Origin of the sequence: Acinetobacter uliginosus (genome assembly GCF_044130295.1) — a bacterium.
Lineage (GTDB): Bacteria > Pseudomonadota > Gammaproteobacteria > Pseudomonadales > Moraxellaceae > Acinetobacter.
This window is the reverse complement of sequence record NZ_JBIQOC010000073.1, coordinates 1-23,403: the sequence shown is the minus strand read 5'-3', so window position 1 is coordinate 23,403 and position 23,403 is coordinate 1. Positions and strand designations below refer to the sequence as shown.

Sequence of the window (23,403 nt, the reverse complement as noted above, 5' to 3'; positions counted from 1 at the left end):
TGATAAGCTAAAGTGTAGCTATGAGGGTGCAGTTGCATTAGCTTGTATATTTATTTGGCTACCTTTATCGGGTAAATTCTATACTTGAAATGTCAACAGACCCTATATAGAAAAAAACCTTGAAATAAATTTAATAAATTATTTTATTTCTAAAGCATAAAAAAACAAAAAACCTTTAAAAAAAGTAATATATATTAACCATTTTTTTAACTAACGTTTTACAAAACCCTCCAATATTATTATGATAGAAAAAGTAAAAACCTGATAACTCCATCACGTTTTCATCAGCTACAACTATACAAATATACCGATAACAAAAAATTCAGTTCGCAAAAAAGCCCCTCAATTTTTAGGGGCTGTTTCTTTTTGAATCAATCCAGTGAATAGCGACTTAAGCTGTAACCGGAATTTCACCAAACTTACCGCTATTAAAATCATTAAATGCTTGAATGATTTCATCTTTACTATTCATCACAAAGGGTCCATAGCCTTGAATTGGCTCATTGAGCGGTTGACCCGTCAGCAGCAAAAATTTGCTGTCTTGCAATGCTTCAACTCGAATATCAATTTCGCTATCTTGAGCAAACATCACAATCGAGCTGTCCTGTACCTGCTGCGTTCCATTCAGCTGCATTTCACCCGACAATACTACAAGCAGTACATTATGATCGACAGGAACATGTAGATGCTGAACCTGCTCGGCTTTTAATTCACCATCCCAGACATTGACCGGACTATGGATTGAAGCAGGACCTGTATGCCCGGCATAGTTTCCGGCGATCACCCGAATATACCCGGCATCCTGTTCAAAATTAATGACTGGAATGTCTTTTGCTGTAATGGCCTGATATTTCGGTGCGGTCATTTTGTCTGCTGCAGGCAGGTTGACCCAAAGCTGCACCATTTCAAACAGGCCACCCTTTTGGGCAAATTCGGTTGAATGAAATTCTTCATGTACCAGACCTGCTCCTGCCGTCATCCATTGCACATCACCGCTTTGAATGGTTCCACCACCACCGGCCGAGTCTTTATGCGTCACTTCACCCTGATAGGCGATGGTCACGGTTTCAAAGCCGCGATGTGGATGTGAGCCGACCCCATGCTGCTGCGTCGTTGGGCTAAAATGGTAGGGTGCTGCATAATCCAAAAGTAAAAATGGACTGATTGCCTGCCCTAGGCGATCATAGGAAAATAGGTTTTTCACTGGAAAACCGTCACCGACCCAGTGCATGTTCTGATTGCGGTAAACGCCAATAATTTTTTTCATCTCAAACTCCTATCTCTAGGAAACAGTATGCGTTTATCTTAAATTTTTTAAAGATTCCAGCCTAGTCACGGTGCAATATACAGCGTCTCAAGAATGGGATAATGGACTTTTTATCCTCAAACTTAATACAAAAAATCATTTCTTCAAGATTAATATCATCATCGTGCTATAGCTAGGATGATCTATCTTGCTCTTTTACCCAGAACCTGCATAAAAAAATCCAGAATCGAAGTCCTGGATTTTTTGGGAAAGTATTTTAACTTAAGATTAGATTTTACCGATCAGGTCGATTGAGGGTGCAAGGGTTGCATCGCCTTCTTTCCATTTTGCCGGGCAAACTTCACCGGGGTGAGCATGGACATATTGTGCAGCTTTCACTTTACGTAAAAGTTCTTGCGCATCACGGCCAATACCGCCAGCGTTGATTTCGATAATCTGGATTTTACCTTCCGGATCAATGACGAAAGTCCCACGGTCTGCCAGACCTTCAGCTTCAATTAACACTTCGAAGTTTTTCGCCAAGGTCCAAGTTGGGTCACCCAGCATGGTGTACTGGATTTTCTTGATTTCCTCAGAAGAATCGTGCCAAGCTTTGTGAGTGAAATGGGTATCTGTCGATACTGAATAAATTTCTACGCCCATTTTCTGGAATTCAGCATAGTTATCTGCCAAATCACCGAGTTCTGTTGGACAAACAAAAGTGAAGTCTGCAGGGTAAAAGAATACCACTGACCATTTTCCGATCATGTCCTGTTCAGACACCTCAATGAATTCACCATTTTTATATGCTGTTGCGTTGAATGGCTTCACTTCAGTATTAATTAAACTCATGAGATACTCCTCTAGCTCGTTTCCGGGATTGCTTATCTGGTGAAGCTAGAATACGAAAGATTTTAAAATAGGTAAAACCGTACTTTTTTATAAAAATTATCGGATTTATAGATTTAAAATTGCTATCTGATTTTTACAGTTGATTGGTTTAGACAATAAAAAAACCCTTTGCTGTTACAAAGGGTTTGGATGACGACTTGCCTTTTTAATTTTATTAAAATGGTAAATCATCATCTAGATCTGCCGGTGCAGCTGCTGCTGGTGCAGGCTGTTGTTTTGGTGCAAAACCACCCGGGTTGTTGTTGCCATAACTATTACCTTGATTGTTCTGGTTGTTGTTATAACCACCCTGATTACCATAACCGCCTTGGTTGTTATTATTGTTGTTATAGCCGCCTTGATTATTGTTGAAACGTGGCTGGTTATAACCCGAGTTATCACCACTCGCAGCTTGTTCACCTTGCTGACGGTTACTGTCCAGCATTTGCATCTGTTCACCACGAATTTCTGTGGTGTAGCGTTCCTGACCGCTTTGGTCTGTCCACTGACGCGTACGCAATGAACCTTCAATATAAACTTTTGAACCCTTACGTAGATATTGCTGTGCAATTTCACCTAAGCGGTTATGCAACACAATACGATGCCATTCAGTTTGCTCTTTACGCTCACCCGTATTTTTATCAGTCCACGAATCGCTGGTTGCAATTGAAAACTGAGTCAGAGAACCACCATTTGGAAAAGTTTTGGTTTCAGGATCTTTACCTAAAGTTCCAACTAATATGACTTTATTAACACCACGCATCAGACGTACACTTCCTATTCATTTCTATATTTTACTTTATAAGAGTTATGCTTAAATGGCTACCTCTTTACCCAACAACTGCGTTAAATCTTGTCGCGCAGCTTCATCTATCAGCTGTTTATCAATTTTAACATAAGCAAATTGCTGGTCGGACATCACCACAACCTCTTCAATACCACGAATTGCCAAAAGTTGAGAAGTCCACTCATCCGTTTGTTTTGTCTCGGGCAAGGCCAATACCAATGAAGAAAGATAACGCGGCTGGGCCAAACCAAAGCTGATCAATAACCAGACCACCGCGATCCCCGCCAAAATGCTCCAGCCCAATGAGGTATTATTGAGTAACAAGAGTTGACCGCCAATCATGCCACCAAAAAATGCCCCTAAAAACTGGCTGCTGGAATTTACGCCCATGGCTGTCGCTTTGGACTGGATTGGTGCAGATTTGGATAACCATGAAGGCAATAAGGCTTCCATGACGTTAAAGGCAATAAAGAATAACCCCAAACCTGCCAATAAAACATATTTGGATTCATAACCAAAAATCAGTACCAGCAAGCCCAATACGATTCCGCCAATTGCCGTCAGAAAAATGCCGCGCATTTTGCGATATTTTTCCGCCAAAATAATGCTCGGAAAGGCAAAAAACAGGCTAATAATGAGTAGTGGCAAATACACCAGACCATGACTGGATAAGGGAATACCAGCAAACTGAATCAGTTGCGATGGCATATAGACAAACATTGCAGTCAGCAACAGGTGCAAGGCAAAAATTGAAACATGCAGACGGTTTAAATCGCCCATTTTCAATACCTGTTTCAACTGTGCAGCATAACCTTGCTGGTAATTTTTATGATGACGGGTCACTTTAGGAACAAAGAGCAGCATCGATATGGCAGCCAAACCCATAACGGTCGTCACCCAAAACAGGCCAGAAATTCCCATCAGGCTGGTCAGCCAAGGTCCCAGACTGAAGGCCACCATAAAGGATACGCCAATACTCATGCCCATGACTGCCATGGCTTTGCTGCGCTGTTCTTCACGGGTGACATCGGCCAAAAGTGCCATCACCACCGCTGAAACTGCTCCACCACCGGCAATCGCACGGCCAATGATTACGCCATAAATGCTCTCGGACATCGCCGCAACCGCACCACCAAGGGCAAACAGCAACAGACCAATAATGATCAAAGGCTTACGACTAAAGCGGTCGGCCAGCAAACTGAATGGTATTTGTAAAATGGCTTGGGTTAAACCATAGACCCCAACAGCTAAACCAATCAGTGCAGGGGTTGCCCCTTGATATGACTGCCCTGCCACCGAAAACACAGGAATAATCATGAACAAGCCCAACATACGCAGTGCAAAAATACTGCTTAAGGCAAAGGTTGAACGGCGTTCTAAAGCATTCATCATATTAATTGGCTTGGGTCTATAAATTTCATTTCGATGGATTATCCTACAACATTCATATTATAAATGCTGATTTTTCAGGAATGAACCACCATAAAAAAGGACGCATTTTCATGCGTCCCTATTGTACTCGGTTTTCTTAAAAAACCATTAATGGATTCGTTCTTGACGTTTGCTATATTGAATGGAAGCAATGACTGCCCAGACAATAAACGCTACACCAATTAAACCGGTGACTACTTCCGGCACATGCACACCGGTACCACTGGCCAGCATAATGAAGGCTAAAGCTCCAATAGCATAATGCGCGCCGTGTTCAAGATAGATATAAGCATCCAAGGTACCTTTTTCTACCAGATAAATGGTCATTGAACGCACAAACATGGCACCAATCGCCAGACCGAGCATAATGATCACCACATCCGAAGTAATAGCAAAAGCACCGATTACACCATCAAAACTGAACGATGCATCCAGTACTTCCAGGTAAATAAAACCGCCTAAACCGGCTTTAATAACGCCTGTAGAGGCACCACTGGCATCATGTGCTACAGCATTACCCTCTTCATCAATTTCAGGTTCACCACCTAACAAGTGGCTCAATACTTGAACCCCAATGTAAATCACAATTCCCCAAATCCCGGCCATGGTCACCACTAAACGTGTGGCCTCTTCTACATTGGCTGCCATGATCAGCAAGCCAATTAAAGCAAGGAAGACTGACATTGCCGGTACATTAGCCAGATTGGATAAACGCGCTTCCAGCCATCTAAACCAGTGGGTATCTTTTTCGCTGTCCAGGAAGAAATTCAGGAACACCAGTAACAGGAATGAACCACCAAAGGCTGCAATTTCCGCATGATGGGCCATCAGCTTTTCGGAATAACTGATCGGATCATTCAGGGCCATTTTCACGACTTCGAACATGCCCATGTCAGCAGTTACGGCAACAATCACAATCGGGAACACCAGACGCATACCGAACACGGCAATGATGATCCCAACCGTCAAGAAAATCATTTTCCAGAAATGATCCCAGCCTCTGAGCACAGAGGCGTTCACCACCGCATTATCGAAAGAAAGAGACACTTCCATAACAGCCAAAATAGCCGTAATGGTCAGTGCCGTGAACATGGTCTTTACCCCTGCTTCCGGGCCATGGGTAAATCCCCAGTATGCAGATATAGCCAGACACACGATGGTAAAAATAATGGAGAAACCAAAATGTTTCATTATGATAAATCGACCTATAGACAAATAATGTATATCAAGTGCATTGGGCAGAACCTAAAAGAGAGCACTTGAAATTTGATCGCTTCAATTATGACGGCTTTTTTTACTTTAATCCAAAGTTCTTGGTATGATTTTTTTTGAGTACAAATACACTATTTTTTCTACTGCATATCTTGAGTTGAAAACTCTTGTTATAGTCCCGCCTTCTGTAAATTCTTCTTTTAACATCGACAGGATGATGACATGAGCTTTTCTCAAGATGTATGGCAACGCAACTTGGCTTTATACGAAAAAACTTTAGCCCTGCCATTTAACCAAGAACTTGCACAAGGGACTTTGAGCAAAGACGTTTTTAGTCATTATGTGATTCAGGATGCGCATTATTTACTGGCTTATGGCCGTGCACTGGCGGTCTGTGCTGCAAAAGCATTTACAGCGGAAGATGTCATGCAGTTTTCAGATGCAGCCAAAATTGCCATTGTGGTAGAACGCAGCCTGCATGCTGACTTTATGCAGGAATTTGACATTAGCCAAGAAGAATTTAGAACCACGCCACTGACTCTGGCTTGTCATCATTACACTTCATTTTTAACCGCCACGGCCTGGTCAGAAAGCTATCCGGTGGTTCTGGCTTCTTTACTGCCCTGTTTCTGGATTTATGCCGAAGTGGGCAAAGCGATTGTTCAGCATTCCATTCCCAATAATCCTTATCAGGCCTGGATTGATACCTATGCAGGCGAGGAATTTAATCAGGCCGTTGCTAACGTAATTGCGACGGTTGATAGCGTAGCTGCTCGTTGTGATGCAGATACTTTAGAGAAAATGCATCTTGCCTATACCACGGCTGCCAAACTGGAATGGCTGTTCTGGGATAGCGCTTATGATCAAAGACAGTGGTTAGGTGTGGATGATTAATCCAAAATACCTATTTCTTTTCGGCGGAGTCTTACAGCTATAACATAAATTGAAACAGCTCATTCGTTACTTTGGTTTCGCCCAAAGTAACCAAAGGCATTTGCCATTCGCAAAACTCGTCGATTACCGAAAAATATAAAATTTTTCGCAGAAACATTACTTATTAAATCTTGCGGTGTATACACCTCATGCCTCGAACAGTTGCGAATGGCTATTCCACGATAGCAAATATTTTTGATGCTTTAATTTTTGTTTATTAAATCATTACTGCTGAAACATCTGCCAGCCATAAATCAGCCCTGCCGCAGCCACAATCCAGCAAAGCGTTGCTATGCCTAAACAGGATCACATCAACATTTTGCTTGCCAGCATATAAACCATCAGCAGATAAATGGCATAGGGAATTAAAGACCATAAACCCAATAATGCCATTTTACGCAAAGCTTCTGCACCCTACTGTTGCGACACAATCACATGGGCGATTAAAGCAAAAGTCGAAAAGAGTGACACCAGACCGGCGATATAAAACGCTTTATTCTTGGACAGAAGGAAAATAATAAGTACAACCGCTGCCCTAAAATATATTTCAAAAATAAAGCCAGCATCCCGACCCATCCGAACTGATCAATTGATTAAGCCGCATAGTCTAAGCTGCAAAATATCGTTTACTTAAACTAAGTTCAGCACAATCAAAGCCAGCAGTGCAGGCAATGCCTGAATATAAATAATCTTTTTACTTGCGGTAATACCGCCATAAATCCCAGCAACCAGCACACAAGCCAAAAAGAAATTCGCCAGTGCAGGTGCATAGCTTACAGGCGCAAGTAACGACCAGATCAGGCCTGCGGCTAAAAAACCATTATACAGACCCTGATTTTGTGCCAGCACCTTGGTCAGTTTTGCCTTTTCCGCAGTATTGCCAAAGGCTTTCATGCCCAGAGGTTTATCCCACAAAAACATTTCCAAAATTAAAATATAGAGATGCAACCCAGCAATCAGGGCGATCATAACTTTTGTAATAATCATGAGATTTCCGTTTTTTATTTTTCAGACGATATTTTGTATTTTAACGGTGAATTAGTCGAAATACTGAATTTCAATATCTAAATCTATGACTTGCAGGTACAGAGAAAGACCATTTCCATGCATTGAGTTTCAATCATTGACCAGTCCGACACAAAATGTCGTTTAAATTCTTTTTAATACAGCTTGAACATTTTTCATGCGCTATCATATATAGGTTTTTGATGAATTTTCTAGGATCATTGCATGAGCCAAAGTCACATCCGTATTCGAGGTGCACGTACCCATAACCTGAAAAATGTGTCTCTCGATATTCCACGCGACAAGTTTGTGGTGATTACGGGACTTTCGGGTTCAGGTAAGTCATCCCTCGCCTTCGATACCTTATATGCTGAAGGTCAACGCCGTTATGTGGAATCACTGTCTGCTTATGCACGCCAGTTCCTTTCGCAAATGGAAAAACCGGAAGTCGACTCGATTGAAGGTTTAAGTCCGGCCATTGCCATCGAGCAGAAATCGACCAGCCATAACCCGCGTTCAACTGTGGGAACAATCACGGAAATTTACGACTATTTACGTCTGCTATATGCCCGTGTCGGCACACCCTATTGCCCTGAACATGACTTGCCGATGGTGGCACAAACCGTATCAGAAATGGTCGATGCGGTAAAAAGTCTGGAAGAAGGTACAGCCTTGATGCTGCTGGCCCCTGTGGTGCGTGAGCGTAAAGGTGAATACAGCAACCTGTTTGAACAGCTGCAAAGTCAGGGCTTTGTCCGTGCGCGTGTGGATGGTGAAATTGTTGAAATTGATACTCCACCAGAACTGGACAAAAAGAAAAAGCACACCATTGAAGTGGTGGTTGACCGTTTTAAAGTACGTGATGACTTGGGTAACCGGATTGCCGAATCCTTTGAAACTGCGCTGCGCCTGGGCGGTGATATTGCCATTTTGGCCTGGATGAAAGGCGAGCAACCTGAACGGGTATTCTCTGCCAAGCACTCCTGTCCGGAATGTGACCGTGCGGTTGCCGAACTGGAACCACGCCTGTTCTCCTTCAATAATCCCTTTGGGGCATGCCCGGTCTGTGATGGTTTAGGTACGCGTAGCCATTTCAGTGCAGAAAAGCTGATTCCCAATACTGAAATTTCGATTAGCCAGGGTGCGATTCGTGGCTGGGACAGACAGCGTCCTTATTACTACAGCATGATTGAAAAAGTCGCCGCCCATTTTGGCTTTTCTTTAGATACGCCGTGGAATGAACTCGATGCCGATACCAAGAAAAAATTCCTTTACGGTACCGGTAAGGAGAAAGTCGATTTAAGTTATATCGATGAACGCGGTCGTAAACATAACCGGGTGCAACCTTTTGAAGGTATTTTGCCACATCTGGAACGTCGTTACCGTGAAACGGAATCGAACTATGTACGTGATGATTTGGCTCAATATCTTTCCAATGCAGCCTGTGATGCCTGTGGTGGTTCACGTCTGAATGAAATCTCGCGTAACGTTCGTGTCAAAGACAAAACCATCGCGCAGATTACCAAAATGTCGATTGGCGATGCCGAAAGCTATTATCAAGATTTAAATCTTGAAGGTGCCAAAGGCGAAATTGCCGACAAGATTTTCAAGGAAATCCGCGAACGTCTACATTTTCTGGTTTCAGTGGGTTTGAATTATCTCAGTCTGTCGCGCTCTGCCGAAACCCTATCGGGTGGTGAAGCACAGCGTATTCGTTTGGCATCGCAAATTGGTGCCGGCCTGATGGGCGTGATGTATGTGCTGGATGAACCATCCATCGGCTTGCATCAACGTGATAATGACCGTCTGCTGGAAACACTGGTTCGCCTGCGTGATCTTGGTAATACCGTCCTGGTGGTTGAGCATGATGAAGATGCGATTCGTGCAGCCGACCATATTATTGATATTGGTCCGGGTGCTGGCGTGCATGGCGGTCATGTGATTGCCGAAGGAACCTATGAAGAATTGGCGGCCAATGAAAACTCGCTCACCGGTCAATATCTTTCAGGCAAGTTAAAAATTGAGGTTCCGAAAGTTCGAACTCAGCCACCAAAACCGGAAGAACAAATCAAGCTGATGGGTGCCGCCGGTCATAATTTGCAGAATGTTGATTTGACCATTCCTTTAGGCGTAATGACTTGTGTCACTGGTGTATCGGGTTCAGGTAAATCGACCTTGATTAACCGTACCCTGTTACCGCTTGCAGCTACCCAACTCAATGGTGCAACCACGTTAACCGCGGAAAAATTTGACTCGATTGATGGACTACAATTCCTTGATAAAGTCGTCGATATTGACCAAAGCCCGATTGGGCGTACGCCACGCTCTAACCCTGCGACTTATACCGGTTTGTTCACGCCGATTCGCGAACTGTTTGCCCAAACGCCGGAAGCCAAAGCGCGTGGTTATGCTGCGGGTCGTTTCTCGTTTAACGTGAAAGGAGGTCGCTGTGAGGCCTGTGAAGGTGACGGCATGATCAAGGTGGCCATGCACTTCCTGCCGGATATGTATGTGCCGTGTGATGCCTGTCATGGCAAGCGTTATAACCGCGAAACCTTGGAAGTCGGCTATAAAGGTAAAAACATTTCTGATGTACTGGAAATGACGGTTGAAGATGCGATGCATTTCTTTGATGCCATTCCGGTGATTCACCGCCGTCTGGAGACCTTAAATCAAGTGGGTCTGGGTTATATCCGCTTGGGTCAGTCTGCTACTACCCTTTCAGGTGGTGAAGCGCAGCGTGTAAAACTGGCACGTGAATTGGCAAAACGGGATACCGGTAAAACCCTGTATGTGCTCGATGAGCCAACCACAGGTCTGCATTTCCACGATATTGCCAAGCTACTCGACATTCTGCATGAGCTACGCAACAAGGGAAATACCATTGTGGTGATTGAGCATAATCTGGATGTGATTAAAACCGCAGATTGGGTGATTGATCTAGGTCCTGAAGGCGGTGCTGGCGGCGGGATGATTATTGCAGAAGGTACACCTGAACAGGTGGTGAAATCTAAAGTTTCACATACAGCGAAGTTCTTGAAGCCTTTGCTTAAATAATTTCCTACTTTAGCTAAATGCATGATAAAACGGTGATTCATTCACCGTTTTTTATTTTTAAAATTTAATCTTATGAATTTACCTGAACCTAAAAACTTACCTTATAAAACATTACTTGCTGATATTGAAAAAGGATTAATCAAAATTCCACAATTTCAACGTGACTACGTATGGAGTATAGAAAGAGCGGCAAATTTAATTGATAGTATTCTAAAAGGTTACCCTATTGGTACTTTCATTACATGGAAAACTAAAGAAAGTTTACGAGTAGTTAAAAATTTAGGTAATGTAACCCTCCCTCCTGTACCCGAAGGTGATTTTGCAGAATATGTTCTAGATGGCCAGCAAAGACTAACTAGTTTATTCTGCGCACTAAAAGGTTTAACAATAATCCGTGGTTCAAAAACTGATGATTTTAGTAAAATTTTTATTAATTTAACAGCAAGTCCTGAAGAACAAATTGTTGTTACAGATATATCTAATTTTGAAGATAAAACCTATATAAGCCTTACTGATTTAATTAATTCAGGTCTATCTACTCTAGTGACATATGATTCTAAATTTCATTTACTACTTGATGAATATAAACAAATTATTCAAAGTTATAATTTTTCGCTTATAGAAGTTAAAGAAGCCTCTATTGACGTGGCAACTGAAATTTTTACTCGAATTAATGTTGGTGGTAAACCATTATCACTTTTTGAAATTATGGTTGCAAAAACTTTTGACTCAGAGAAAGAGTTTGACCTTTCCGAAAAATTTCAAAATTTAGTTGCTACATTAAAAAATGTGGAATATGACACCATTTCTGATGCTACAGTTTTACAAATAGTTTCATTAATTATTACCAAAGAATGTAACCGAAAAAATATTCTTCGTTTGGAAAAAGTTCAATTCATTAATATTTGGGATAATGTAGTTAAAGCAATTGAAGCAGCCGTTGATTATTTAAAAGGTTATTATCGAATTCCTGTTTCAAAGTTATTACCCTACAATGCATTACTTGCCCCTTTTGCTTATTTCTTTTATCACCACAAAGATAAACCATTAGATAAAAAACAGAAATATTTGGAAGATTTTTTTTGGCGGATTAGCTTAGGGGGGAGATATTCAAGTTCTGTTGAAAGTAAATTAGCTCAAGATATTAAAAAAATTGATTTAATTCTGATAAATATACAACCAGAATATGAGTGGTATATTGATACTTCACCGGAATTTATACGTAAAAATGGTAGTTTTAATGCAGGTCGTAGTTATATAAAAGCGATGTTATGTATATTAGCTTATTACAGACCCGTTTCATTTATTGATGGGGCTATCGTAAACATTAATAACGATTGGCTTCATAGAGCTAATAGTAGAAATTATCACCATTTCTTCCCTAAAGCCTATTTAAGTAAAAAGGGTATTGGAGAAGCTCAAAGTAATCATATTGCTAATATTACAATCGTAGATGATTTTTTAAATAAAAGACAAATTGGTGCTAAAGCACCATCCGAATATATGACGAAGTTTAGAGAGCAAAACCCTAGTTTACAAAATCATATGCTCACTCATCTGATCAATATCAATAATTATGGGATTTGGACTAATGATTATGAAAATTTTATCCAGCAACGTTGCAAAGCGCTATCATTAGAAATAGAAAAGAGAGTTTTACTCACATGCAATGATACAGTTCATAGCCAAATAATAAATCTAGAAGATGTTGATACTCAAGAAGCAGAAATGATTTAAAATTCAAAATGCAGTAGTGGCATCACCCCACCACTGCATTTTTACCATTTGCCTTAGCCTGAAATAATGATTTGTCAGCTTTTTCCAGTAATGACATCCACGATGCTCCCCCTACCACTACTCCAGCACTAACAGAAACACGAATATTCTGGTTTAGTTCAGCAATATACAGTTCAGATCTACTAATCTCCTGAAGAATTTTATTGGCAATAGCCCAAGCCTCCGGAAAATTAATGTGCTCGATTAAAACCAAAAATTCATCACCACCATAACGAACAATTAAATCCGAAGCTCTTACATTCAATTGCAATTTTTCTGCAATCAGTTTAATGACTTCATCGCCGACAATATGCCCAAAAGTATCATTCACATGCTTAAAGTCATCGATATCAATAATGATTAAGCCGGTGTGCTTGAACTGATTCGGCTTATTCTCCAGATAACGGATATATTCCTCTAAAGCCAAACGGTTAGATACACCAGTCAAATTATCCGTATTGGCAATATTTCTGAGCTGAAATTCCAGTGCATCACGCTGCTGTAGCACCTGCTTTAATTCTTTAAGGGCGTCTAATAAGGTGATTGGCTTAGTAGATAATGGTGTCTGTTTACTCTCTATAACATGATGCTGTGCCAGTCGAAGAATGGTATTTCTGGCCTTAAGTAACGGTATAAAAACATGATTACGCGCATAGATCATGGTAAAAGAAACTGCGACCAAACAGATCAGCGCCACCAGTAAGGTTAAAATCAGTTTTTGCTGGGCTTGTTTCTTCTGGGTTTGAGCCACCGTAACACTGTAATCCAGAATATAGCTTTGCAGATTGACTACTGTCAGGAATTTATCAACCATTGCTTCTGTGAGTTGCGTACCGGTCAATGAATAGGTCTGATTATGTATACTTTCATTCATCAGGCGAGTAATTATTGGAATACCTTGATCTAAAAACTGTGCTTTTACCTGCTGATGCAAAGCTAGATATTCTGGGGTTTTATCCTGCTCAGGCTGTATGGTATTCACTAAAGCCCATAAATAATGGGCCTGATGTTGCGTCTGCAATGACCGCGCCAAGTTATCTTCGGGGATTTTTTCATTAAAAGTCACTGCTGCCATAATATTAGAGGCAGTTCGACCAGCCTGATCACGTAAATCAGCCAAAATTAAAATCAGCGTATAGTAGTCTGAGACTGAAGTTCCTTTAGCTTCAGAATGCACCAATACATTTTCTATAATTCCTTTACAACTATCCCATGCCTTAAACATTTGCTGAATCGCCTGATCCAGCTGTCTTGCACTCCGTTCAGATCGCGGCAAGGCACTATAAACATCAACCGCATGACGACCTTGAGCCAAAGCCCCTTTTACATGAGAAGATAAGGCTTGAGCCTGCACAGAAAAACCTGCGGCAGCTAAAATTGCACTTGTCTGCTCAATCTGCAGATCTACTTCTTTCCGGTAAGCTTGTAATTCTTTTATATTTTCTTCGAGTTCAACAGCACTACTCGACATCACCTTATTAGCAGGTGCCCGTTCACGGGAAATTTTATTGGCTAAATCAGCTACAGCACGAAGCGCAGAAATTTCAGTTAAGGCACGATCTGCTTTCTGATAGCTCTGATAACTACTGACAATTAAGGGAACAGATAAAAACAAAAGAGACAGTGCGATAATGATCATCGACCAAAACAGTCGCCGGCTGATATGTTCCGAGCGTAATTTATACATAAATTAATTACTCACCATACACACCAAATGACCTGTGATCATACTCAAATTATATATAAATATATTACACGATTTTGATCTAAAAAGAGTTAAAAATTAATCAATATTTTTAAATATCTGCATTCTATCAACCACTTATAATATTTTCTCAAATAAAAGTTAAAAAAAAATCTAAATTCTTTAATAAAGCTTTAAGATCCAGTGCATATCTGTAGAGTTTCAACTTAATTTTTATTCTTTCCTTCAGATAGTCGCAACCTGCTTTTCATTGAGTGCAATTAAAAATTTTGCATATCTATAAATTAAATTGCAGTTAAGCAAGCCGCTTAAATAGAAAATCCTGTTTCCCTTAAAGATCTCGACAAAATAATGCAGGACTATTTCTAGGAAGCCCCCCAATTTATATTGTTTCAATTAGCTGCTTATCTAAATATTGCTACTTGCATGATAAGAAAATATTTACATATGCCACAAATAAGTGCATAATGCACTGCATTAGGGCAAATTAAATATATTCTCAGCAGATTTTTTAATTTTTCCGAAGATTTTGGCGAAAAACCCCAGTTTTCTTTGAAAATTGGGGTTTTTTATACTTAAATTTCAAGAAAAATCTAATCCCTCACTCCAAATTAAGCACCACATTAGTGCAATAAAAATTAATTCTAGGGTTTCTACTTAAGGATTCACTCTCTAATGACTAAAAACAAGTTTTGCTATTAATATGATTATGCTTCCATTTTTATTGCCTGTTTTTATTTCGCAGCCAACTGCAATATTTTTCTGACATAAAAAAAACCCAACCTTGGGGAAAGTTGGGCATATAAAACAAAAACTTGTTTATGGAGAATCAGATCATCATCACATTATTGCAATGTAGTATGAATTGATAGATACATTATCGTAAAAACTGTTATAAAAGTAAAGCCTATCAAAACAGTAAGATTTAAAATTCATCACAAAAGCACGATATTTGCACTAAATAAATTACAATTTGTGCATTTTTCAATCAATACCATCCCATTTTAGGTGAATTTTATTATTAGAATCAAATGAATATCCTTAAAATGCCATACAGATCATGCAATAAAGTATATTTCAATTGGATTTTACAATTAATTTTTAAATTTAATCCAATTTAACATTATACAAAGCCCTTATTTTTTTGCATATTTCTGAAAAAATAAGCTTTAAAAATATTCATATTCATTTGTTCTAAAAACAAATTTTTCAAGTTGACCTGACACAGTTTAATCGTACTTTTTTCAACCAATTACATTATATATAACAAAAAAAACAACAAAATAATATTCTTTTAGTTCATTGACTTAATGTTTTGTTACAATACAATGAAAGTAGTTTAATTCACCTGCAATAGAAAATAGAACTGGAAATTAATATGAAAAAACTCGGTTTAGCCACTGCTTTATTATTAGCCATGACCGGTGCTCAAGCATATCAAGTAGAAGTACAAGGTCAGTCTGAATACATCGACACCACAGCAAATGACAAAGATTTCATCGGTGGTTTGCAAGGTACTTATTACCTTAAAGATATTGACTCTTCTAAAGGCCCATTGGCTGAAGCAGCTTTCTTAAACCAAGCGTCTAACGTATCTGTTGCTTATAACTATGGCGAAGACGGACAAGAATTTGGTAACCGCACTGTACACCATACTTTTGGTGTAAAAGGTGAAGCTTATATCCCGACTCAAGTTGTTCCTGCATATGCAAGCGCTTCTTACAGCCATACAATCGCTGATAACAAAGCGGGTAATCCAGACGGCAATGGCGACCGTTATGCCTTAGAACTTGGTGCATTTGCTGCGCCTAATTTCTTGGTTGCAGTAGGTTATACGAGCGTTGCCGATCAAGCTTCTCTTGACGCTTTCAACATCCTTTCAAACGGTATTGTTAAAGCTGGTTTTGAATCTGACACGATTGATCAAGACCAAGATGCGATCACTGCACGTACCAAATACGTTGGTGCAATTGATGGTACAAACATGTCAATCGGTTTTGAATCTGGTTTAGTTTACGGTGAAGATACTGCTTATAACCTAGGTACAACTCTTTTTGTTACACCTAAATTAAGCGTTGGCGCATCTTACATGGAATCTAGCTTTGCTGATACACCAGACTCAGCTTGGGGTGCGAACGTAAATTACTTCATCACTCCTGCTGTTGCAGTGGGCGCTTCTTACGTAAATGCGAATGCTGAACAACTTGCGCTTGATACGCAAACTGTAGGCGTTAATGCTAAATTCCGTTTCTAATTTTTAATAAAAAAAAGAATTCAAAAAAGGACGCTTTATGCGTCCTTTTTTATTGGTCTTTATCTTTAGAATGCTTGGGTAAATGGGCAATATATTGCAAGGCTATCAAGCGTGAAACAATGAGGGCAAGATACATAACCCCGGAAAACATTTGCAGTAGTGCCAGTACCCGTGCGGGGGCACTTAGGGGCATTAAATCCGATAAGCCGGTTGCAGACTGCAAACTAAAACTCAAAAACAATAAATCAAGCCAGCTTTGTAAACCTGTAACATTGGGGTTCTGAAAGCTGCCTGGCACTAACAGCTGGCAAACGTTATATAAAAAAGCAAATGCCCAGGCCAGCAAGGTAAATACCGCACCTGCAGCAAACAGTTCATCTCGGGTTAAATAGCGGTCTTCAAACATATAACGCAACAAACCGTAGGCCGCGCTAAAGTAAGCTGCTGCTTCAAAACCATGGGCAATGACTTGTAGCCATGGATTTTTTATACCTAATATAATCAGAGAAGAAAAAATCACGGCACCACTGACAAAACTTAAGCCCAAAATGGTAAACATCGGTGTTTGCCGAATGACTTTGGCAATCACCAGTAAAACCAGCACCCCCAGTAGCCAGCTGAGCGTACGGTAAGGCGTGCTGTAATTGACGGCAACCGACAGAATTAAAATAATAAATTGTAATAAAAGTAGCCAAGCTGAAGGCAATACGCGAAATACCTTCCACACATCCATAATCGCCTGCATGTACTGCTCCAGAATATTGCTTTTTTATGCCTGAATTTTTTATGTTTCTTTTAATCAACTTAGCATGAATGCTTGAAGCTGCAAGTGAAACATTTGTAGAAAAATGATAAAAGTCGCCCTCTTCTTTGCCAGATTTATGTTTGATAAAAGAGAGTCTCATCCATTCTAACAATAGGATTGAGAACCGAAGCCCAGCCTTGCAATCACGTTGTGTCCATTTGCTAAAGTCATAAAAAAAGCCCCTGATGGGGCTTTTTTTAAAGTAACTGTATCTTAGTGATCTGATGCACCAGAGATACCAATACCTGTTTGTGAACGTACATACTGTGCATCGAAAGCTTTGCGTTCTGCATGCGCACGTGCCGAACTGTCAGTCACAGAGAATAACCAGCAGCATAGGAACGATAATGGCATTGCAAAGATTGCTGGACCATTGAATGGGTTGATTGGTGTCTCAGAAACACCCAAAGTATCTACCCAAACCGCTTTAGACAGTACAATTAGAGTTACTGCAGCAACAAGACCTGCAACACCGCCAGCTACTGCACCACGAGTGGTCAAGCCTTTCCAGAACATTGACAGTACCAGTACCGGGAAGTTCGCACATGCAGCAACCGAGAATGCGAGACCTACCATGAAGGCAACGTTTTGTTTCTCGAACAGGATACCTAAAATCATCGCAAAGATCGCAAGACCTAGAGTTGCAATTTTAGACATACGTAGTTCAGATTCAGGTGTAGTTTGGCCTTTCTTGAATACGTTTGCATACAAGTCGTGTGAAATTGCTGAAGCACCAGACAATGTCAAACCAGCGACCACCGCAAGAATCGTTGCGAATGCTACTGCTGAAATGAAGCCCATGAACAAGTCACCGCCAACAGCATCAGCCAAGTGAACCGCAGCCATGTTGTTACCACCAACAAGTTCTAGCTTGCCAGTTACAGCCATTTTCGCCACATCAATGAATTGCGGGTTGTTTGATACGTAAAGGATCGCACCGAAACCAATGATGAAAGTTAAAAGATAGAAGTAACCGATGAAACCTGTAGCCACAACCACTGATTTACGTGCTTCTTTAGCATCTTTTACGGTAAAGAAACGCATCAGGATATGTGGAAGACCAGCAGTACCAAACATCAATGCCAGACCCAAAGAAATCGCATCAATCGGGTTCGCTGCCAGTTTACCTGGGCCCATGATATTGCCTGCTTCTGCAAGGCTGATTTCATGTACTTTAGAGAATACCTGAATCGATTGTTCAAACATGTTGGTGAAGCTGAAGCCCACGCCTTTCATTACCATGAAAGCCATGAAAGTTGCACCTGAAAGTAACATCACCGCTTTGATGATCTGTACCCAAGTGGTTGCCAGCATACCACCGAAGATTACGTAAGCCATCATCAAAAGGCCCACAATCACGACAGCAATGTTGTAGTTCAGACCAAATAATAATTTGATCAGCTGACCTGCACCTACCATCTGAGCAATCAGATAAAAGGCAACAACAACCAAAGAGCTAAGAGCTGCCAAAGTACGTACCGGTTTTTCTTCCAGACGGAATGAAACCACGTCAGACAAGTTGAATTTACCCAGGTTACGTAAACGCTCTGCGACCAGGAACAATACGATTGGCCAGCCCACCATGAAACCTAGTGAGTAAAGCAAACCGTCAAAGCCTGAGCTGAATACCATTGCGGAAATACCCAGGAATGATGCTGCTGACATATAGTCACCGGCAATCGCCAGACCATTCTGGAAACCTGAGATACCGCCACCCGCAGTATAGAAATCTGCAGTACTGGTGGTTTGTCTTGCTGCCCATTTGGTAATCAGCAAGGTGAAGCCCACGAAAATCGCGAACATAATAATTGCATGCCAGTTGGTTGCTTGCTGTTCAGCAGCACCCAAATCTGGACTAGCCATTGCCATACCTGACATCAGTAGCGTAGAAGCAGCAACTGCTTTCGCTTTCAATGAATTCCATTTCATCTAATTACTGTCCTTTCTCATTCGCAATTGCTGCAACTTCTCGCATCGCTTCTTCATTTAATGCATCCAGTTTATTGTTTGCAATATACGAATAAACACCACATAAAATGAAAGACAATACAATAATGCTCAAGCCGAGCGGCATACCCAAAGTGGTAACGCCGCCGCCAACCGAACTCATTAAGAATTCTTTGTTATAACCAACTAAAAGCATAAAGCCGACATACACAATCAACATGATGATTGTTAATGTCCAACTTAATCTGCTTTTTCTGCTGACCATTTCTTTAAATTTGGGATTCTGTAGAATACGTTCTACATGTGCCTCATCCATAATCATGCTCCTGTGTGCACCCAGCCATAGGTGATTTTTTTAATTCGAATTATTTCGTTATCTAACTTAACAATCTTATTAGGTTCTTGTAATTACTACTTTGGTGTTAAATTTTGATCAATTAAAGCGGCAAGATTACTAGATAGGTTATTATTACGACATAAATTTATGCTGTAGGCAATATGAATAGTTGGCTCATTATCGGCGTGCTCGCCCTTTATATCGCGTTACTCTTTATCTGTGCATTTTTTGGTGAAAAACACGCCAGTCGCCTAAGTACCCGCGGTCGCATGTTTCTCTTTAGTCTAACCTTAGGGGTATATTGCTCATCCTGGACATTTTACGGTGCAACCGGGGCTGCGGTGCGTGAAGGCATTATCTTCCTGCCCATTTACCTTGGGCCCCTGATTTTTGTCGGTGTGGGTTATGATATCTGGCGCCGTTTGGGACGTGTGCGGCAGCATCATGCCATTTCTTCCATTGCAGATTTTGTGGCTGCACGTTATGGCAAAAGCGGCCCTCTGGCATCTTTGGTCACCATTCTGGCAGTCATCGCGATTATTCCCTATTTAGCCTTGCAGCTCAGAGCCATCGCTTTGAGTGCTGCTGTAGTGTTGCAACAGAATACCGGCATACAAAGCACCACCAATAGTGTGCTGTTTTTGACTGGAATTTTAGCCATTCTGGCCATGCTGTTCGGTACCCGACAAATTGCCAATACCGAACAGCATGGCGGTTTAATGCTAGCCGTGGCATTTGAGTCTTTTGTCAAACTGTTTGCCCTGCTGTGTGTGGCCCTGTTCTTTGTCTTTGATGCCCCCGAAAACCTGGGGCAAATTTCCACGGATGTCGCAGAAACCTTTAAACAGGTTCAGCTGTTTGGTGTTCCCGAAACGTTCTGGGTGCAAACCTTACTCGCAGCCTTGGCGATTATCTGCTTACCACGACAATTCCATGTCGCGGTGGTTGAACTGCGGGATGAAAAACATATTCGCGGTGCACGTCGCTGGTTTGCCACTTATCTGATTCTGACCACAGTGGCGATTATTCCAATTGCCAGCTGGGCCTTGCATGCTGCACCACATTTTCTTGCGATTCCTGATGTCGCTGTACTGTCCTTGCCGCTCAGTTATGATCAGGAGTGGTTGACACTTTTGGCTTTCCTGGGTGGTTTTTCTGCTTCTACGGGAATGCTGTTGGTCTCTTCAGTCGCCTTGTCGATTATGCTCAGTAATGACCTGATTATGCCTGCCTTATGGCGTACCGGCATACTTTCGCGTCATGACAAACGTCTGCCTCTGGTGCTGAAATTTACCCGCCGGGTGTGTATTTTAGCGGTCATGTTGCTGGGTTTCCTGTTTTTCCATTTCTTTAATGACATCGACCAGCTTTCAGTATTTGGCTTGCTGGCCTTCAGTGCCGTGGCACAATTTGCTCCAGCCTTGATTGGTGGTCTGTACTGGCGTGGTGGCAGTAAACAGGGCGTATATGCAGGTCTGATTGCCGGTTTTGTCATGTGGGCCTATACCTTGCTGTTGCCTACCGTACTGCGCAGCCTGCCTGCTGAATACAGCCATTTTAGCCAGCTGTTCCTGCTTGCAGGACCTTTAGGCATGGACTGGTTACGCCCCGAAGCGCTGTTTGGTTTTCAGTCTTTTGCTCCCCTCACCCATGGCGTGACCTGGGCATTGGGTCTGAATATCGTGCTGTATGTGTGGGTGTCACGAATTTTCCGTCCCAGTATTGCCGAGCAAATTCAGGCGGAAAGTTTCTTCTATTATGAAACCAAACCTTTGCCGACCCACAATGCCTCAAGTGAAATCAATTACTCTCACCAGGATGTTGCCCGCCTGAAAGTGGGCGATTTAATTACCTTGGCCAAAAGGATTACCGGTGAAGGACCGGCCACTCATGCCTTTCAGCAGTTCTGTGCGCAAAACAACGTGATCCTGAATGAAAACAGCAATGCCAATGGCATGTGGTGGCGTTTTACAGAACAGTATCTGGCCGGAACCATTGGTGCTGCTTCGGCGCGTACCCTGCTCACCACCGCGATGGTGAATAATGGTCTGGCACTCGGTCAGGTCGCCAATATTCTGGATCAGGCCTCACAATGGCAACGCTTTAACCAGAACCTGATCATGACCATGATTGACCATATGACCCAGGGGGTCAGCGTAGTCGATGAAAACATGTGTCTGGTGGCCTGGAACAATCAATACCTTAAACTTTTTGATTATCCTAAAGATATTGTCTATGTCGGCTGTCCGATTGCCGACCTGATCCGTTATAACGCCGAGCGCGGTGAATGCGGGCCGGGTTCGGTCGAAGAACACGTGCGCAAACGGATTCACTGGATGGCCATGGGCAGTGCGCATGAATTTGAACGGATCCGTAAAGATGGCCGCGTCATCCAGATGCGCGGTAATCCGATTGAAGGCGGCGGCTTCGTCACCACCTTTGCCGATATTACCGCTTTCCGTGAAAATGAGGCCGTACTTGAAGCGCGGGTACAAGACCGCACCCAACAGCTGGCCGATGCACTTTCCGAGCAGCAACTCGCCCGTGAACAGGCTGACCGTGCCAACATGTCCAAGAGCCGTTTCATTGCAGCAGCCAGTCACGACCTGTTGCAGCCAATGCATGCCGCACGCCTGTTCAGTACCGCTTTAGAACAAAGCGTACAGTCAGATGAAGACCGTAAAACCCTGCAACAGCTGGACCGTGCCTTGCATGGTGCGGAAAGCATGCTGTCTGCCCTGCTGGACATTGCCCGTCTCGAAGGTGGTACCATCCAGCCGAAACGTCAGCCTTATCCCTTACATGACCTGTTAAGTGATCTGGAACTGCAATTTAAATCTATTGCTGCACAACGTGGCATTAAATTCAGCGTGCATGATGCACAGTTCTGGATCGACACCGATCCACAGTGGATTCGCCGGATTATTCAAAACTTTGTCAGCAATGCCCTGCGCTATACCGCTAAAGGCAAGGTTGTGGTGGGGGTACTTCGCTCTAGCGAAAAACCACGCCATATCCGGATTGGGGTTTGGGATACCGGCCCCGGGATTGCCGAAGAACAGCGCATTAAACTATTTCAGGAATTTGAACGCTGTGGCCATACTTCGCCTTGGGGCGAGCAAGGACTGGGACTGGGCCTGGCGATTGTGCAGCGTATGACCAGCCTGCTGGACTACCCGGTACATGTCTATTCTGAATATGGCAAGGGCTCGTGTTTTATGATTGAAGTGCCAATCGTGGATGCACCTAAAGTCGTGGCAGCACCTGTACAGGCCACCCCACTGAAAAGCAAGGCCTACAAGATTCTATGCCTAGATAATGATGAAACCATTCTGGAAGGGATGACGACCTTACTGACCAAATGGGGTTATCAGGTCTTTAAAGCCACTGAACCCGAACAGGCCCTAGAGCTGATCCAGCAAGAAAATATTCAGGTCTGGCTGGTCGATCAGCACCTGAACAACAATAAAATTGGTCTGGATTTCATTTTGGCCAACCGTCAGGAACAGGTTCCTGTGGCATTGATTACCGCAGATTCCGATCCTGAACTGCCACAGCATTTGAAAGATCTCAATATTGTGCTGCTGAAAAAACCGTTAAAACCAGCATCGCTGCGTTCCTGGTTATCGGGCTTAAAAATTTCCGGTTCTTAAGCGTTTTATTCAGAAATCACTACAGATCAAACACCCATTTCATGTATGTGAAATGGGTGTTTTCATTACATAAAAACACCCTCTATTAACCTCACTGGCAATTTATTTTTCATTTTAGGCAAAACTGCTCAATTTCTTTATTTTGGCTACCGCTTTATTGACCAGAAAATTCAATGTCATATTTCCTATGGCAAAGATGATCAAAATTTAAATATACATTTGTATAATTAGTTACAATTTTTCAAGTTATTATTATTAAAATAGGACTTACGCACTATTATTTATAGATTCTCTGTGGTAGCAGATGATTTTTATCGAGAATAAAGTCATCAATGAAGTTTTTGATCATTGGTCTAAATAATTT

General features: G+C 41.9%; 15 protein-coding genes and 2 pseudogenes. 6 read left to right on the top strand and 11 right to left on the bottom strand.

Annotated features, from left to right (window positions below):
• Positions 1-88 (top strand): annotated as a pseudogene (locus ACE01T_RS13320) (IS5/IS1182 family transposase); the annotation flags it as partial.
• A 303-nt stretch (positions 89-391) separates the two neighbouring features.
• On the opposite strand, the gene ACE01T_RS13315 reads toward ACE01T_RS13320, so the two are convergent.
• The 5 genes from ACE01T_RS13315 to ACE01T_RS13295 form a co-directional block, all read right to left on the bottom strand.
• Complete coding sequence (locus ACE01T_RS13315; protein WP_395519431.1) at positions 392-1,267, bottom strand: pirin family protein; 876 nt, start codon at positions 1,265-1,267, stop codon at positions 392-394.
• 267 nt (positions 1,268-1,534) lie between these two features.
• A complete protein-coding gene (ahpC, locus tag ACE01T_RS13310; RefSeq protein ID WP_180041929.1) occupies positions 1,535-2,098 on the bottom strand; it encodes an alkyl hydroperoxide reductase subunit C in 564 nt (187 codons plus the stop codon).
• A gap of 214 nt (positions 2,099-2,312) precedes the next feature.
• Positions 2,313-2,900, bottom strand: a complete 588-nt coding sequence (gene ssb, locus ACE01T_RS13305) for a single-stranded DNA-binding protein (protein ID WP_180041926.1) — start codon at positions 2,898-2,900, stop codon at positions 2,313-2,315.
• 51 nt (positions 2,901-2,951) lie between these two features.
• A complete protein-coding gene (locus ACE01T_RS13300; RefSeq protein WP_395519430.1) occupies positions 2,952-4,316 on the bottom strand; it encodes an MFS transporter in 1,365 nt (454 codons plus the stop codon).
• 147 nt (positions 4,317-4,463) lie between these two features.
• Complete coding sequence (locus tag ACE01T_RS13295) at positions 4,464-5,549, bottom strand: DUF475 domain-containing protein (RefSeq protein WP_180082733.1); 1,086 nt, start codon at positions 5,547-5,549, stop codon at positions 4,464-4,466.
• A gap of 240 nt (positions 5,550-5,789) precedes the next feature.
• Between ACE01T_RS13295 and tenA the strand changes: the two genes are divergently transcribed.
• A complete protein-coding gene (gene tenA, locus ACE01T_RS13290) occupies positions 5,790-6,461 on the top strand; it encodes a thiaminase II (RefSeq protein WP_395519429.1) in 672 nt (223 codons plus the stop codon).
• Between the two features lie 264 nt (positions 6,462-6,725).
• On the opposite strand, the pseudogene ACE01T_RS13285 reads toward tenA, so the two are convergent.
• A pseudogene (locus tag ACE01T_RS13285) lies at positions 6,726-7,066 on the bottom strand (GlpM family protein).
• Positions 7,067-7,130: 64 nt separating this feature from the next.
• Positions 7,131-7,487, bottom strand: a complete 357-nt coding sequence (locus tag ACE01T_RS13280; RefSeq protein ID WP_395519428.1) for a DUF1304 domain-containing protein — start codon at positions 7,485-7,487, stop codon at positions 7,131-7,133.
• A gap of 243 nt (positions 7,488-7,730) precedes the next feature.
• Here ACE01T_RS13280 and uvrA point away from each other — a divergent pair, with 243 nt between their 5' ends.
• Complete coding sequence (gene uvrA, locus ACE01T_RS13275) at positions 7,731-10,562, top strand: excinuclease ABC subunit UvrA (RefSeq protein ID WP_180174986.1); 2,832 nt, start codon at positions 7,731-7,733, stop codon at positions 10,560-10,562.
• A 72-nt stretch (positions 10,563-10,634) separates the two neighbouring features.
• Positions 10,635-12,299 (top strand): GmrSD restriction endonuclease domain-containing protein, encoded by a 1,665-nt coding sequence (locus ACE01T_RS13270; protein WP_395519427.1) that lies wholly within the window; start codon positions 10,635-10,637, stop codon positions 12,297-12,299.
• A 22-nt stretch (positions 12,300-12,321) separates the two neighbouring features.
• Here ACE01T_RS13270 and ACE01T_RS13265 read toward each other — a convergent pair whose 3' ends face one another.
• Positions 12,322-14,025 carry a GGDEF domain-containing protein gene (locus ACE01T_RS13265; RefSeq protein WP_395519426.1) on the bottom strand — a complete coding sequence of 568 codons (1,704 nt, stop codon included), beginning with the start codon at positions 14,023-14,025 and terminating at the stop codon, positions 12,322-12,324.
• 1,396 nt (positions 14,026-15,421) lie between these two features.
• On the opposite strand from ACE01T_RS13265, the gene omp33-36 reads away from it, so the two are divergent.
• A complete protein-coding gene (omp33-36, locus tag ACE01T_RS13260) occupies positions 15,422-16,297 on the top strand; it encodes a porin Omp33-36 (RefSeq protein WP_395519425.1) in 876 nt (291 codons plus the stop codon).
• Between the two features lie 49 nt (positions 16,298-16,346).
• Here the strand turns inward: omp33-36 and ACE01T_RS13255 are convergent, their stop codons facing one another.
• The 3 genes from ACE01T_RS13255 to ACE01T_RS13245 all read right to left on the bottom strand — a co-directional run bounded on the left by ACE01T_RS13255 (position 16,347) and on the right by ACE01T_RS13245 (position 19,365).
• Positions 16,347-17,042 (bottom strand): ion channel, encoded by a 696-nt coding sequence (locus ACE01T_RS13255; RefSeq protein WP_395519424.1) that lies wholly within the window; start codon positions 17,040-17,042, stop codon positions 16,347-16,349.
• Between the two features lie 273 nt (positions 17,043-17,315).
• On the bottom strand, positions 17,316-19,031 hold the full coding sequence (locus ACE01T_RS13250) for a cation acetate symporter (protein ID WP_086196507.1): 1,716 nt from the start codon (positions 19,029-19,031) through the stop codon (positions 17,316-17,318).
• Positions 19,032-19,035: 4 nt separating this feature from the next.
• Positions 19,036-19,365 carry a DUF485 domain-containing protein gene (locus ACE01T_RS13245; protein WP_086196508.1) on the bottom strand — a complete coding sequence of 110 codons (330 nt, stop codon included), beginning with the start codon at positions 19,363-19,365 and terminating at the stop codon, positions 19,036-19,038.
• 182 nt (positions 19,366-19,547) lie between these two features.
• Here ACE01T_RS13245 and ACE01T_RS13240 point away from each other — a divergent pair, with 182 nt between their 5' ends.
• Positions 19,548-23,039, top strand: coding sequence for a hybrid sensor histidine kinase/response regulator (locus tag ACE01T_RS13240; RefSeq protein WP_180082512.1), 3,492 nt, complete (start codon positions 19,548-19,550; stop codon positions 23,037-23,039).
• Positions 23,040-23,403: the final 364 nt, after the last annotated feature.

Excerpts from the sequence above, each read along its gene's own strand:
- ACE01T_RS13315 (WP_395519431.1), bottom strand. The coding sequence starts at position 1,267 with ATGAAAAAAATTATTGGCGTTTACCGCAATCAGAACATGCACTGGGTC.
- ahpC (WP_180041929.1), bottom strand. The coding sequence starts at position 2,098 with ATGAGTTTAATTAATACTGAAGTGAAGCCATTCAACGCAACAGCATAT.
- ssb (WP_180041926.1), bottom strand. The coding sequence starts at position 2,900 with ATGCGTGGTGTTAATAAAGTCATATTAGTTGGAACTTTAGGTAAAGAT.
- ACE01T_RS13300 (WP_395519430.1), bottom strand. The coding sequence starts at position 4,316 with ATGATGAATGCTTTAGAACGCCGTTCAACCTTTGCCTTAAGCAGTATT.
- tenA (WP_395519429.1), top strand. The coding sequence starts at position 5,790 with ATGAGCTTTTCTCAAGATGTATGGCAACGCAACTTGGCTTTATACGAA.
- ACE01T_RS13280 (WP_395519428.1), bottom strand. The coding sequence starts at position 7,487 with ATGATTATTACAAAAGTTATGATCGCCCTGATTGCTGGGTTGCATCTC.
- uvrA (WP_180174986.1), top strand. The coding sequence starts at position 7,731 with ATGAGCCAAAGTCACATCCGTATTCGAGGTGCACGTACCCATAACCTG.
- ACE01T_RS13270 (WP_395519427.1), top strand. The coding sequence starts at position 10,635 with ATGAATTTACCTGAACCTAAAAACTTACCTTATAAAACATTACTTGCT.
- ACE01T_RS13265 (WP_395519426.1), bottom strand. The coding sequence starts at position 14,025 with ATGTATAAATTACGCTCGGAACATATCAGCCGGCGACTGTTTTGGTCG.
- omp33-36 (WP_395519425.1), top strand. The coding sequence starts at position 15,422 with ATGAAAAAACTCGGTTTAGCCACTGCTTTATTATTAGCCATGACCGGT.
- ACE01T_RS13255 (WP_395519424.1), bottom strand. The coding sequence starts at position 17,042 with ATGCAGGCGATTATGGATGTGTGGAAGGTATTTCGCGTATTGCCTTCA.
- ACE01T_RS13250 (WP_086196507.1), bottom strand. The coding sequence starts at position 19,031 with ATGAAATGGAATTCATTGAAAGCGAAAGCAGTTGCTGCTTCTACGCTA.
- ACE01T_RS13245 (WP_086196508.1), bottom strand. The coding sequence starts at position 19,365 with ATGGATGAGGCACATGTAGAACGTATTCTACAGAATCCCAAATTTAAA.
- ACE01T_RS13240 (WP_180082512.1), top strand. The coding sequence starts at position 19,548 with ATGAATAGTTGGCTCATTATCGGCGTGCTCGCCCTTTATATCGCGTTA.